Origin of the sequence: Flavobacterium sp. N2038, from assembly GCF_025947185.1 — a bacterium.
GTDB lineage: Bacteria > Bacteroidota > Bacteroidia > Flavobacteriales > Flavobacteriaceae > Flavobacterium.
Window position 1 is genome coordinate 2317615 of sequence record NZ_CP110001.1, and the last position, 14346, is coordinate 2331960.

The 14346-nt window shown below is 38.9% G+C and carries 3 protein-coding genes, 4 tRNA genes and 3 rRNA genes; 9 read left to right on the plus strand and 1 reads right to left on the minus strand.

Annotated elements, in window-relative coordinates; genetic code table 11:
- Positions 1-75 precede the first annotated feature (75 nt).
- Positions 76-2421, minus strand: coding sequence for a mechanosensitive ion channel family protein (locus OLM51_RS10450; protein WP_264554252.1), 2346 nt, complete (start codon positions 2419-2421; stop codon positions 76-78).
- A 723-nt stretch (positions 2422-3144) separates the two neighbouring features.
- On the opposite strand from OLM51_RS10450, the gene OLM51_RS10455 reads away from it, so the two are divergent.
- The 9 genes from OLM51_RS10455 (at position 3145) to OLM51_RS10495 (ending at position 14266) form a co-directional block, all read left to right on the plus strand.
- On the plus strand, positions 3145-6336 hold the full coding sequence (locus OLM51_RS10455; RefSeq protein WP_264554253.1) for a SusC/RagA family TonB-linked outer membrane protein: 3192 nt from the start codon (positions 3145-3147) through the stop codon (positions 6334-6336).
- Between the two features lie 12 nt (positions 6337-6348).
- Positions 6349-7773, plus strand: coding sequence for a SusD/RagB family nutrient-binding outer membrane lipoprotein (locus OLM51_RS10460; RefSeq protein WP_264554254.1), 1425 nt, complete (start codon positions 6349-6351; stop codon positions 7771-7773).
- 1012 nt (positions 7774-8785) lie between these two features.
- A 16S ribosomal RNA gene (locus tag OLM51_RS10465) occupies positions 8786-10299 on the plus strand.
- Between the two features lie 125 nt (positions 10300-10424).
- Positions 10425-10498: transfer RNA gene (locus OLM51_RS10470), tRNA-Ile, on the plus strand.
- A 92-nt stretch (positions 10499-10590) separates the two neighbouring features.
- A tRNA-Ala gene (locus tag OLM51_RS10475) sits at positions 10591-10664 on the plus strand.
- Positions 10665-10867: 203 nt separating this feature from the next.
- Positions 10868-13748 (plus strand): 23S ribosomal RNA (locus OLM51_RS10480).
- A 169-nt stretch (positions 13749-13917) separates the two neighbouring features.
- Positions 13918-14027 (plus strand): 5S ribosomal RNA (rrf, locus tag OLM51_RS10485).
- The 16S, 23S and 5S rRNA genes sit together here with 4 tRNA genes alongside, the layout of an rRNA operon.
- A gap of 74 nt (positions 14028-14101) precedes the next feature.
- A tRNA-Phe gene (locus tag OLM51_RS10490) sits at positions 14102-14174 on the plus strand.
- Between the two features lie 6 nt (positions 14175-14180).
- Positions 14181-14266: transfer RNA gene (locus OLM51_RS10495), tRNA-Leu, on the plus strand.
- Positions 14267-14346: the final 80 nt, after the last annotated feature.

The following is a 14346-nucleotide window of genomic DNA, read 5'->3' on the forward strand; positions in this document are numbered from 1 at the left end:
CAAATTCCGGTTTAATCAGGAATTTGGATTTTTTGTTTTAAGAACAAACCATTTATTTAATGATCACTTCGTTTATTAGGTCAAAAAAGCAAGTCCTTTAGCTTTAAAATAACTAAACAAAACTTGTTTAGCACTACTTACCGTTTCTTCTGTTTTATAAATACTGCACCAAAACTTGATTTGCAACTTAAATTTACCTTCAGAAATAGAGTTGTAATATATTTGTGGCGTTTTTGTATTGTTTACAAGAGACATACTTTCTAAGGCCGATAATATAATTGTATTAATTTCATCTGGCGTTACATCGCCATTGATTTCGATGTTAATATCCACAAGTTTAAAATTATCAGTGTAAGTCCAGTTGGTAATATTTTGAGATAATAAGTTACCATTCGGAATAATAATTTCTGCGCCATTTGGAGCATTGATTTTTGTGGTACGCAATCCCATAGTTTTTACGCGTCCCGATTCTGAACTGATATCAATCACGTCTCCAATTTGAATAGGTTTGTCAAAAATCAGAATAATTCCTGAAACAAAATTATTTACTACATTTTGAAGACCAAGTCCAACACCCACACCTAAAGCTCCCAGTAATATACTTAATTTATCTAAAGGCATTCCAGAAGCTGAAACCGCTAAAAGATATCCTACTATTAATACAAGAAGCCTTGTGATTAGTAATTTAGAATGTTGCCTTTTGTTAATGTTTTCTTCATTTTCGTCGTCGATTTCTCCAAAAAAGTAAGCAACATATTTTTGTAACAAATGGGCAGCCCAAATAATTATAAAAAATAAAACAATATTACCCAAAGTAAAGGTTATGCTTCCCACAGTATTCGGACGATCTAGTAAAGTGGTCAGGGAAGTTCTTAATGATTCCCATATATTAAGATTCGATGCGATTACAACCAGCCACATATAGCTAATGATAATGATGAAAGGTTTTTTTAGGGTATCGGACAAACTCTCGTAATCAAATATTTTTTCTATACCACGTTTTACTCTGGTGGTATAGATTTGTAATAATATAATCTCTAAAATTATTTTAAGAAGGACACTTAATGCTACTATCTGAGTAAGAGATATAAAAGCAGTTAAAGTTAACATGTTTGAAAGGGAAACTCTTCCAAAAATGTTATAGAGTATGGAGAGAACATTTAATAGGATAAAAATGTTGCTTGCCCATTTAAAAAAAGCTTTAATGTATAATTGGTCTTTCATACTCTTAATCTGAACCAAACCATAGCGTATTCCAAAAAGATTAATTACAATAAAAGAACAACGCTGAAGGAGTCCAACTCCAATAAAAAGATCCAGAAAACAAAGAGTAGTAAACAATCCTAAAAGCAAAATCCAATTTCGCATTGAATTTCCTGACCAGTCCTTTTTAAATATTACAGTTAATACACCAAGAAGCAATAGTTGTAGTAACTCTAAAAATAAAGCTGGCGCATATAAATTTGTGACAACCGCTATGTTTAAACCGATTACAGCAACGGGTAAAATTACTCCTCTGTTTAAATATTTAAAGTTAAAGAGCGAAAGATTTTCGATATGACCATTATTCTTTAAATATTTTAAATTACGAAAGATGTACCAGGCTAACAATCCCATAAAAAATAGCAGCGTAATAAGGCCTCCGGATTTATAACTTAAATAATATGCGGCAATATTTTCTTCAATAATGATTTTTGACTTAATGTTTTGCGAAACTACTTTTTTAGTAGCAGTATCAGCATTCCATATTGATGGATATTCTTTCTTTAAAATACTAATTCCCGATTTTTCAAGCTTTGTTTCTACAGTTGCTAATGCATTAGAAACGTCAATTTTGTGTTCAACAGTCAATCTTTTTTTGTCATTTAAGATACCCTGATTTTTGGTCATCAGACTGTCTGTTTTTAAATAGGTTTTCTTGAGATTGGCTAATTCTGTTTTAAATTGCTTTCTGCGAATAGTATCTTTTAATAGCGTAAATAAAGTTTTGTCTTTGCGCAGGTCAATAATACGGCTTTTAATTTTTTCAAGATTTTCATTATGAGAATTTATGGCTGTATTTTGCTCGTTTAATTCCTGCTCAATTTCTTTTAGAACAACACGATACATTTGTTGGTTACGCACATTTGGATTAGCTCCTTTTAAACTTGCTAGTATCAGATCAAGTTTGCTTTGAGTTCTTTTAATATCACCAAACAGATGAAATGTAGTTCCGTCAAAATCGGCATCGTTCGCAGCCGATTCCAATACTTCAGCTACTTTTTCAATAGCGATTAGATATTCGCTGTCTGTGGTACTTTCCTCAAAAAGTTTAGCACGGTTTTCTGCTTTATTGGTTGGTGTTTGAGAATAAGAAATCGATGCATGAAATAGCATCATTAGTAGGGCGAATAAGTGAAGATAACTTCTGTTTACATTCATAACTTGGGGTGATTTAAGGTCTGCAAATTTACTTGTTTTTTCTGTAGAATACATTCAAAACTGGAATGTTAAAAATTAATGGGTATTCAGTTTATGCACAGAATAGATTTAGTTTTTTTTGAAAAGTATCAGAGTATAATTCTGTAATAACCTCGCGATTTTTTTGCGAGTTATGAAATTTAAAAGTAGTTTGTTTTCTAATCTGGTCTTTCAAATTTAGAAAAATTCTTACATCTTTATAAAAAAGCTTAGAAGAGTTAACTGTCTTAATTTTAGAAATTTATAGTTATCTAAAAATTTTAGTTAACATTTTTTTTGCAAAAAAAATAATTAAAATTTTTGAGTTCACATTTTTAATATACTTTTGTTCTATCAAATTAGTAGAATTTAAAAATATAAAAACTTGAATACTTAAAATTAAGCCCGGCCTTTAAAATTTCCAACTTATGAGTTGTTACAGCTCAAAATCTTCACTCTTTAATTCTTGAAAAATTTTGCTTAGTCGAATCCTTAAAGCATTAGGAGGGAAATCCGATGAAGACCAAATCAAATAATAATAATCCAAAATAAATGATATGATAAAACGAATGTGTTGCAGATAAAAACCATTTCTGCGGGAACAGAAATGGTGAAGCTTAAAGAAATTGTACATCTCTGAAAGGAAAGCAAAAGTGGATTAAATCTGTTTTCGGCTTACCTTATTTATTAAACTAAAACAAAGTAATGAAAAAAAAAATAGAAAGATATGCATGGTTGTGTGTTTTGTTAATTTCCATAGGAGTTAGCGCGCAAGAGACGAAACCATTAATCCAGTCCAAACTAGAGGGAACAGTAATCGATGCGATAACAAAAGAGCCAGTTATAGGTGCTTCTGTAAATATCAAAGGAACAACACACGGGGTTGTAACAAATTTAGATGGAAAATTCTTTTTCCAGACAGGACAAAAATTTCCTTATACTTTAATAGTAAGTTATCTGGGATATAAAAAAGCAGAAATTGTAGTAAATGAAAATCCAATTAGAATTAGTCTTACGCAAGAACAGAATGCACTTTCAGAAGTAGTAGTTACAGCATTAGGCATTTCAAAAGAAAAAAAATCTTTAGGGTATACTACACAGTCACTTAAAAACAAGGATTTAGTAAATACAAAAGAATCAAATTTTTTGAATAGCCTTACAGGTAAACTGGCAGGAGTACGTATAACTAATTCGCAGGGAGATATGGGATCTTCACGTATCATTATTCGTGGTGAAACCTCTATTGCTGGAAATAACCAGCCTCTATTTGTGGTAGATGGTGTTCCGGTAGATAACTCGCAATTAGGAAGTACTGGTGGAGCCACTCGTGATTTTCGAAATGCAATCGCCGATTTGAATCCACAAGATATTGAAACATTGACTGTATTGAAAGGTCCTAATGCGGCCGCTCTTTATGGATCACGTGCTGCGCATGGTGTTGTTCTTATTACTACAAAATCAGGAAAAGGTCAAAAAGGGCTTGGTATTAGCTTTAGTTCTGGTATAACCCTTTCTCAGGTAGCTACTTTACCTTCTTTTCAAAATTCATTCGGACAAGGATCGAACGGAAAATTTAGCTACGTTGATGGTAAAGGAGGAGGAGTCAATGACGGAGTTGATGAAAGCTGGGGTCCAAAACTAGATGGTCGCCTTATTCCTCAATTTTATTCGAATGGTCAGGCAGTACCTTTTGTAGCTCATCCTGATAATGTAAAAAACTTTTTTAATACAGGTCTTACTTTTGATAATAGTATTTCGGTGGCTAAATCAGATGAAAAATCAGATTTTCGTTTAGGAGTAAATAATCAAAAACAAACAGGAACTGTACCTAATAGTGAGATAAACAAAACAAATTTTACTATTAGTACTAATTATGAATTATCTAAAAGTATAAAAGTAGGTGTAAATGCTAATTATATAGTTACTAATGCTCCGGCTCTTCCAGGTGGTCCTTCAGGAGGGCGTGCTGCGGGAGTAATGCTTCAGTTTCTTTGGTTCGGACGTCAGGTCGATATCAATGATCTTAACAATGACTGGAACAAAAACTGGAATAACAGTTATTACAGCAATCCATATTGGAATGCCTATTATAATACGACAAGCCAACAGCGTAATCGTTTAATTGGAGATGTTCATTTAGATGCAAAACTTGCCGAGGGACTTAATTTTAAATTCCGCACGGGAGTTGATTATTATAATGATCGTAGAAAGTACACCATTAAGTATGGTACAAATGGAACCCCTTTTGGGTCATATGCTGAAGATGCTTATACAGTTAATGAACAAAATACGGAAGGTATTTTTACTTATACCAAAAAATTAAACGATGATTTTAGTCTGGATGCACTGGCAGGATTTAATATACGTAATCATAGTGATGCAAACAATTATCAAAAAGCACCACGTTTGGCTGTGCCTGATTTATATACACTGACCAACTCGCGTGATCCGTTAACGTCATCAAATTCATTATCAAGATTAAGAGTTTATAGTGCTTATGCTTCAGCACAATTTGGATATAAAAATTATGCTTTCTTAAATGTGACTGCTCGTAATGACTGGTCATCAACATTGCCAAGTAGTAACCGTTCTTATTTTTATCCTTCTGTTAATGGAAGTGTGGTATTATCTGAAGCTTTGAATCTAAAAAGCAATACGCTGGATTTCTTAAAATTGCGCGGAGGATGGTCTGAAGTAGGTAATGATGCAGATCCGTACCAATTAGCAACAGTTTATAATTTTCAAACTGCATTCGACGGAAATCCTATTCAGACTTCTTCGCAAAAGAAACTTAATGAAAATCTGAAACCAGAAACAACCCGTTCTACAGAATTTGGCTTAGAAGCTTCTTTTTGGAAAAACAGATTGCATTTTGATGTTGCTTATTATAACACCAATAGTTTGGATCAGATTCTGGAGATAAAAACTACTACTGCCAGTGGTTATAATACACAGTTAATCAATGCAGGTAAAATAAATAACCATGGTGTAGAAATTCAATTAGATGGTAATCCGGTTCAAACTCAGGATTTCAAATGGAACGTAGCTGTAAATTATTCAAAGAATATTAGTAAAGTAGAGGTTTTGGATTATGATAAACAGATTCAAAACTATACAATTGGATCTTCAGGAGGTGTTGATGTATTGGCGTCAGTAGGTCAGGCTTATGGAGCACTTTACGGTACAGCTTATCAACGTGATGCAAGTGGAAATATAGTAATAGGAGCAAACGGGTTACCAAAAGCTGATCCGCAAAAGAAGGTATTAGGGCATTATACTCCGGATTATTTAGCTGGTCTTACGAATACATTAACCTATAAAAATCTTGAGTTTTCATTCCTGGTTGATGCCAGTGTAGGAGGTGAGCTTTTCTCAGGAACAAACAGAACAGGAAATTATACGGGTGTATTGGCTCAAACGATGCCTGGTCGTGATGCTGCCAATGGTGGATTAAGTTACTATTATCCGGCAAACAATACCACTAATCCCAAGACACTAGTAACAGGAGGGACTGCCCCAACTGGAGTAACAGTATATGATGATGGAATGATTTTTAATGGCGTGTATGCTGACGGAACTCCAAACAAACAGGTGATTAGTGCACAGGAATATTACAAAGCATCATACAATATCAGTGAAGCTTACATCTATAGTTCAACTTTTGTAAAAATGAGAGAAATAAAACTGGCTTACAATTTCAATAAGTCATTTGCTAAGAGACTGGGATTAGAAGGAGCAAGCATTACTGCAGTTGGTCGTAATCTGTTTTTTATCTATAAAGATGCACCAAATATTGATCCTGAAACAGCTTTCAATACTGGAAATGCACAAGGCTTAGAGAGTTTAGCTTTGCCAACGACAAGGAATTTTAGCCTTAATGTTAACCTTAAATTTTAAAAATACAGAATCATGATAAAAAAAATAGTCTATATAACACTGTTTGCATTGTCACTCACTTCCTGCAATGATACGCTGGACGATATTAATAAAAATCCAAATGCAACTGAAACACCATTGGCTCCTTACTTGTTAACAGGAACATTAAAGCAAGGGGCTGACTTATATTGGGGAGCAGATAATAATTTTAATTCGTCTTTATTGTTTGTTCAGCATTGGGCAAAAATCCAATATACAGAACCAGATAGATACGATGTGTCTAATACGTCTTTTACTTCCTTATGGAATACAGGATATGCAACCTTGATTACCGATTTGAACACAATTCTGAATTTCCCGGAAGCACAGGCAAATTCAAATTATAAAGGAATAGCACTTACTTTACGTTCCTGGACGTTCTTATTATTGACCGACGCTTATGGAAGTATTCCTTATAAGGAAGCAGGTCTAAAAGTGACACCGGCATATAATACACAAAAGGAAGTATATATAGGATTACTTGAAGATTTAAAACAGGCCCAGTCTTTGCTAAATACAGCAAACGGATCAGTAACGGGTGATTTGGTTTATAAAGGTGATATTGTGAAATGGAAAAAACTGGTAAATTCACTTCGTTTGCGTATAGCATTAAGAATTTCAGATAAAGAACCAGGTTTAGCTAAACAAGCTGCGATTGATGCTACAAATGATACTGCAGGATTAATTAGCAGTAATAGTGAAAATTTTAAGTTTACTTATATTACTTCTCCTCAGCAAAATCCGGCTTCGGCTTGGTTTGAAACCCGTGATGATTTTCGTATTTCAAAGACCATGGTAGATAAATTAAATGAGTTATCAGATCCGCGCTTACCAATATATGCTCAATTACCATCAGATGCGAGCGTAGGCAAGTATGTTGGAGGAGCTAATGGATTATCAAATAGTGATGCCAATAGTCAGGGATTTGCTAAAACTTCAAAACCTGGGACGTATTTCCTGACTTCGACATCACCAGCTATAATTGTTTCTTATTCCGAAACATTATTCAATCTTTCAGAAGCAGTTGCACGTGGTTACATTGTGGGAGATGCAGAGCAACTTTATAAAAGTGCAATTACAGCATCATTCAATCAATTCGGAGTAACAGATGCAGCCATTGTTTCTAATTATCTTAATCAGACAATTGTAAAGTATGATGCAACAAATTATGCAAAATCTATAGGAACTCAAAAATGGATCGCATTCTTCGGACAAGGTCTTGATGCCTTTGTGGAGTGGAGAAGATTAGATTATCCAATATTGAAAGCTGGTCCGGCTACAGTTTTGGACGGGCAGATACCTTCTCGTTTCTTTTATCCGGGTACAGAGCAATCATTAAATGGTAAAAGTTATCAGACAGCAGTATCCGCTCAGGGAAAAGACTTGCTTACAACGAAGCTATGGTTTGATGTAAAATAAGTCTAAAGGAATATAGAAAACATCTAAGGAAAAATTGAATTTTCGCTAGACGCTTTTTTAGGAATACCTATATAGTATATAAGAGTAAATCTCATTTCCACAACCCGACAGTTTTTAGAAACCTGTCGGGTTTGTTATTGTAGATATATAAGTATAAAGTTCTACTATTATATATGTGGGTAGAAGTTTGTCGGATTGAGCAGAATCAAATAGTTTGGAATTTGCACTTTAATAAGGAGCTTTTTCCTGCTATACGTTCCAATCTTTTATTTAGAACCCCTAAATAAAAGGATTTCTATGACTATCGGGGCTGTTTGGATTGTTTTGAGAATAGATTAGAGGATTAGCTGGTATAAGAGAGAGATAAAAAGATAGAAAAAAGCGAGGATAAGGATTAAAAAACATGAAAACTCATCAAAAAGTAAAGACTGAAACAGGCAAAAATTACCAAAACCACAGCTAAAACAAGAAAAACCTTACACATAATAGAAAAAGTATGATTTGTAAAGTATGTGTTATCAGAGCATTAAGAAAAAGGATAAAAAAAGGACAAAAAAAGTGGTTAAAAAGTATTGTAAATGCGGATAAAGGTTCTACTTTTGCACCCGCAACAACGACAAACGTTCCCTGAAATACTGACAAGCTACTAAAACAAACGGAAAGAAATTTTCGAAAAAAAGATTAGAAAAAGCTTGTGAGATTTAAAAACGGATGTTACATTTGCACCCCGCAAAATACGGAAAGTTCATTGACAGATTGGTAAATTGGGAAGTATAAAATGGAAAGAAATTTTCAAAAAAAAACTTCAAAAAACATTTGCCAGTTAGAAATAAGTTTTCTACTTTTGCACCCGCTTTGAGAGACAAGCGAAACAAAAAGAAATACACGTTCGTAGACATATTGAATTGACAGCCGTTCCGATGAAAATCGGAACAAAAGAATAAGAGTAATAGAATTGAGAGATTCGAAAAGAACCACTAGATAATACATCGCAATATAATATAAAAAATATACGATGAAGAGTTTGATCCTGGCTCAGGATGAACGCTAGCGGCAGGCTTAACACATGCAAGTCGAGGGGTATATGTCTTCGGATATAGAGACCGGCGCACGGGTGCGTAACGCGTATGCAATCTACCTTTTACAGAGGGATAGCCCAGAGAAATTTGGATTAATACCTCATAGCATAGCAACTTCGCATGAAGTCACTATTAAAGTCACAACGGTAAAAGATGAGCATGCGTCCCATTAGCTAGTTGGTAAGGTAACGGCTTACCAAGGCAACGATGGGTAGGGGTCCTGAGAGGGAGATCCCCCACACTGGTACTGAGACACGGACCAGACTCCTACGGGAGGCAGCAGTGAGGAATATTGGACAATGGGCGCAAGCCTGATCCAGCCATGCCGCGTGCAGGATGACGGTCCTATGGATTGTAAACTGCTTTTGTACGAGAAGAAACACTCCTACGTGTAGGAGCTTGACGGTATCGTAAGAATAAGGATCGGCTAACTCCGTGCCAGCAGCCGCGGTAATACGGAGGATCCAAGCGTTATCCGGAATCATTGGGTTTAAAGGGTCCGTAGGCGGTTTAGTAAGTCAGTGGTGAAAGCCCATCGCTCAACGGTGGAACGGCCATTGATACTGCTAAACTTGAATTATTAGGAAGTAACTAGAATATGTAGTGTAGCGGTGAAATGCTTAGAGATTACATGGAATACCAATTGCGAAGGCAGGTTACTACTAATGGATTGACGCTGATGGACGAAAGCGTGGGTAGCGAACAGGATTAGATACCCTGGTAGTCCACGCCGTAAACGATGGATACTAGCTGTTGGGAGCAATTTCAGTGGCTAAGCGAAAGTGATAAGTATCCCACCTGGGGAGTACGTTCGCAAGAATGAAACTCAAAGGAATTGACGGGGGCCCGCACAAGCGGTGGAGCATGTGGTTTAATTCGATGATACGCGAGGAACCTTACCAAGGCTTAAATGTAGATTGACCGGTTTGGAAACAGATCTTTCGCAAGACAATTTACAAGGTGCTGCATGGTTGTCGTCAGCTCGTGCCGTGAGGTGTCAGGTTAAGTCCTATAACGAGCGCAACCCCTGTTGTTAGTTGCCAGCGAGTCATGTCGGGAACTCTAACAAGACTGCCAGTGCAAACTGTGAGGAAGGTGGGGATGACGTCAAATCATCACGGCCCTTACGCCTTGGGCTACACACGTGCTACAATGGCCGGTACAGAGAGCAGCCACTGGGCGACCAGGAGCGAATCTATAAAACCGGTCACAGTTCGGATCGGAGTCTGCAACTCGACTCCGTGAAGCTGGAATCGCTAGTAATCGGATATCAGCCATGATCCGGTGAATACGTTCCCGGGCCTTGTACACACCGCCCGTCAAGCCATGGAAGCTGGGGGTGCCTGAAGTCGGTGACCGCAAGGAGCTGCCTAGGGTAAAACTGGTAACTAGGGCTAAGTCGTAACAAGGTAGCCGTACCGGAAGGTGCGGCTGGAACACCTCCTTTCTAGAGCCTCGAATGTTAGTGCTTGCACACGTTGAGGAAAAAAGATGTGAATCGAATGGATCTGAATATTAAAATTCAATTACTCTTGCTGTTAATTTAAAAATAATGAAAATTAAGTAAAACAGAGTCTCGTAGCTCAGCTGGTTAGAGTACTACACTGATAATGTAGGGGTCGGCAGTTCGAGTCTGCCCGGGACTACTATTTAACTTAAAACAAAGGAAATTTTAGAGGTTGAGACCTTATGAGCAATAATTCATAACTCATAACTAATAACTCATCACTAAGAAAATGGGGGATTAGCTCAGCTGGCTAGAGCGCCTGCCTTGCACGCAGGAGGTCAACGGTTCGACTCCGTTATTCTCCACGATTTTAGTCATAAAGATTAAAGTCATAAAGTCCAAAGTGATTCACTTGACGACTTTTGACTTTTGACCTTCGACTAAATAAAGTTCATTGACATATTGAGATAAGAAAATAATAAAAAGTAGAAAGCGTTTTTTGTTATTAGTAGTAATACAAATAATAAAAGACAAAAAAAAACGGTCATAATTAAATTTATGATTGGTACAATAAGCAAAATAAGGGCGTATGGGGGATGCCTAGGCTCTCAGAGGCGAAGAAGGACGTGATAAGCTGCGAAAAGCTGCGGGGACGAGCACACATCGATTGATCCGCAGATATCCGAATGGGGCAACCCACTATGTTGAAGACATAGTACACCGATAGGTGGGCAAACCCGCTGAACTGAAACATCTAAGTAGGCGGAGGAGAAGAAAACAAAAGTGATTCCGTAAGTAGTGGCGAGCGAACGCGGATTAGCCCAAACCAGTGCTGTTACGGCAGTGCTGGGGTTGTAGGACCACGACATTTCTTGCACAAAGAATTAGAATCTACTGGAAAGTAGAACCATAGAGGGTGATAGTCCCGTATAGGTAATGAGTGTAAAGGATAGTGGTATCCTGAGTAGGGCGGGGCACGTGAAACCCTGTCTGAATTTGGCGGGACCATCCGCTAAGGCTAAATACTCCTGAGAGACCGATAGTGAACCAGTACCGTGAGGGAAAGGTGAAAAGAACCGTGAATAACGGAGTGAAATAGATCCTGAAACCATACGCTTACAAGCGGTCGGAGCCCTTTCGTGGGGTGACGGCGTGCCTTTTGCATAATGAGCCTACGAGTTAACGTTGCTGGCAAGGATAAGTGATTAAGTCACGGATCCGTAGCGAAAGCGAGTCTGAATAGGGCGCTTTAGTCAGTAGTGTTAGACGCGAAACCGTGTGATCTACCCATGGGCAGGTTGAAGCTGTGGTAACACACAGTGGAGGACCGAACCGGTTGACGTTGAAAAGTCTTCGGATGACCTGTGGGTAGGGGTGAAAGGCCAATCAAACTCGGAAATAGCTCGTACTCCCCGAAATGCATTTAGGTGCAGCGCTGATGATAGTTATATAGAGGTAGAGCTACTGATTGGATGCGGGGGCTTCACCGCCTACCAATTCCTGACAAACTCCGAATGCTATATAATGTTTCACAGCAGTGAGGGCTTGGGTGCTAAGGTCCAAGTCCGAGAGGGAAAGAACCCAGACCATCAGCTAAGGTCCCCAAATATATGTTAAGTTGAAAGAACGAGGTTTGTCTGCCCAGACAGCTAGGATGTTGGCTTGGAAGCAGCCATTCATTTAAAGAGTGCGTAACAGCTCACTAGTCGAGCGGACGAGCATGGATAATAATCGGGCATAAACATATTACCGAAGCTATGGATTTACAGTCTGACTGTAAGTGGTAGGGGAGCATTCTAACAGGGTTGAAGGTGTATCGTAAGGTATGCTGGACTGGTTAGAAAAGAAAATGTAGGCATAAGTAACGATAATGCGGGCGAGAAACCCGCACACCGAAAAACTAAGGTTTCCACAGCTATGCTAATCAGCTGTGGGTTAGTCTGGTCCTAAGGCGAACCCGAAAGGGACAGTCGATGGCTAACGGGTTAATATTCCCGTACTACTAATTACTGTGATGGGGTGACGGAGTGATGAAAGCGCCGCGAACTGACGGAATAGTTCGTTGAAGTACCTACCTATAAGAGATGCAGGCAAATCCACATCTTTTGGGGAAATACGATAGTACTCGGAGTCTTCGGACAAAGAGATAGTGCGCCTAAGGGCTTCCAAGAAAAACCTCTAAACTTCAGGTAATTAGTACCAGTACCGTAAACCGACACAGGTAGTTGAGGAGAGAATCCTAAGGTGCTCGAGAGATTCATGGCTAAGGAATTAGGCAAAATAGACCTGTAACTTCGGGAGAAAGGTCGCCAGCGCAAGCTGGCCGCAGTGAAGAGGTCCAGGCGACTGTTTATCAAAAACACAGGGCTCTGCAAAATCGTAAGATGAAGTATAGGGCCTGACACCTGCCCGGTGCTGGAAGGTTAAGAGGAGATGTTATCTTCGGAGAAGCATTGAATTGAAGCCCCAGTAAACGGCGGCCGTAACTATAACGGTCCTAAGGTAGCGAAATTCCTTGTCGGGTAAGTTCCGACCTGCACGAATGGTGTAACGATCTGGACACTGTCTCAGCCATGAGCTCGGTGAAATTGTAGTAACGGTGAAGATGCCGTTTACCCGCAGTGGGACGAAAAGACCCTGTGCACCTTTACTATAGCTTAGTATTGACCTTGGATAAATGATGTGTAGGATAGGTTGGAGACTGTGAAGTGGCGTCGCCAGGCGTTGTGGAGTCATTGTTGAAATACAACCCTTTGTTTATCTGAGGCCTAACCCCGCGTTGTGGGGGACATTGCTTGGTGGGTAGTTTGACTGGGGTGGTCGCCTCCAAAAGAGTAACGGAGGCTTCTAAAGGTTCCCTCAGTACGCTTGGTAACCGTGCGTAGAGTGCAATGGCATAAGGGAGCTTGACTGAGAGACATACAGGTCGATCAGGTACGAAAGTAGAGCATAGTGATCCGGTGGTTCCGCATGGAAGGGCCATCGCTCAAAGGATAAAAGGTACGCCGGGGATAACAGGCTGATCTCCCCCAAGAGCTCATATCGACGGGGGGGTTTGGCACCTCGATGTCGGCTCGTCACATCCTGGGGCTGGAGAAGGTCCCAAGGGTTGGGCTGTTCGCCCATTAAAGTGGCACGCGAGCTGGGTTCAGAACGTCGTGAGACAGTTCGGTCTCTATCTACTGTGGGCGTTAGAAATTTGAGTGGATCTGATTCTAGTACGAGAGGACCGAATTGGACAAACCTCTAGTGTATCTGTTGTCCCGCCAGGGGCACCGCAGAGTAGCTACGTTTGGAAGGGATAAGCGCTGAAAGCATATAAGCGCGAAACCCACCACAAGATGAGATTTCTTTTAAGGATCGTGGAAGATGACCACGTTGATAGGCTATAGATGTAAAGGCAGTAATGTCATAGTCGAGTAGTACTAATAATCCGTAAGCTTATGTACACCCTTTTCCCGAGAGCGAAAGCTCTCGGGAGGAAACTTTCTAAATACTTTTATGTTTCTTTATCTCAGTATGTTAAGATATTTGCAGCGAAGCTGCAGTTGACAGTTGATGGTTGGTAGCCCGTGGAAACACCAACAACCATAAACCAACAACCGCCAACAATGACCTTAAGGTGGTTATTGCGGCGGGGCTCACCTCTTCCCATCCCGAACAGAGTAGTTAAGCCCGCCTGCGCAGATGGTACTGCAGTTATGTGGGAGAGTATGTCGTCGCCTTTCTTTTAAAAAACCCTTTATCAATTGATAGAGGGTTTTTTATTAAAATTTTTGTATTTATAGTGATATAAATATTTGGTACCTTAGCTCAGATGGTAGAGCAATGGACTGAAAATCCATGTGTCCCTGGTTCGATCCCTGGAGGTACCACATCATGCTCGGATGGTGAAATTGGTAGACACGCTGGACTTAAAATCCAGTGAACAGCAATGTTCGTGCGGGTTCAAGTCCCGCTCTGAGTACTAAAAACTTCAATTGGCTTCGCTAATTGAAGTTTTTTTTTGCGGTAAAGTAGAACCGCAATTTTAATTCTAAAATTGCG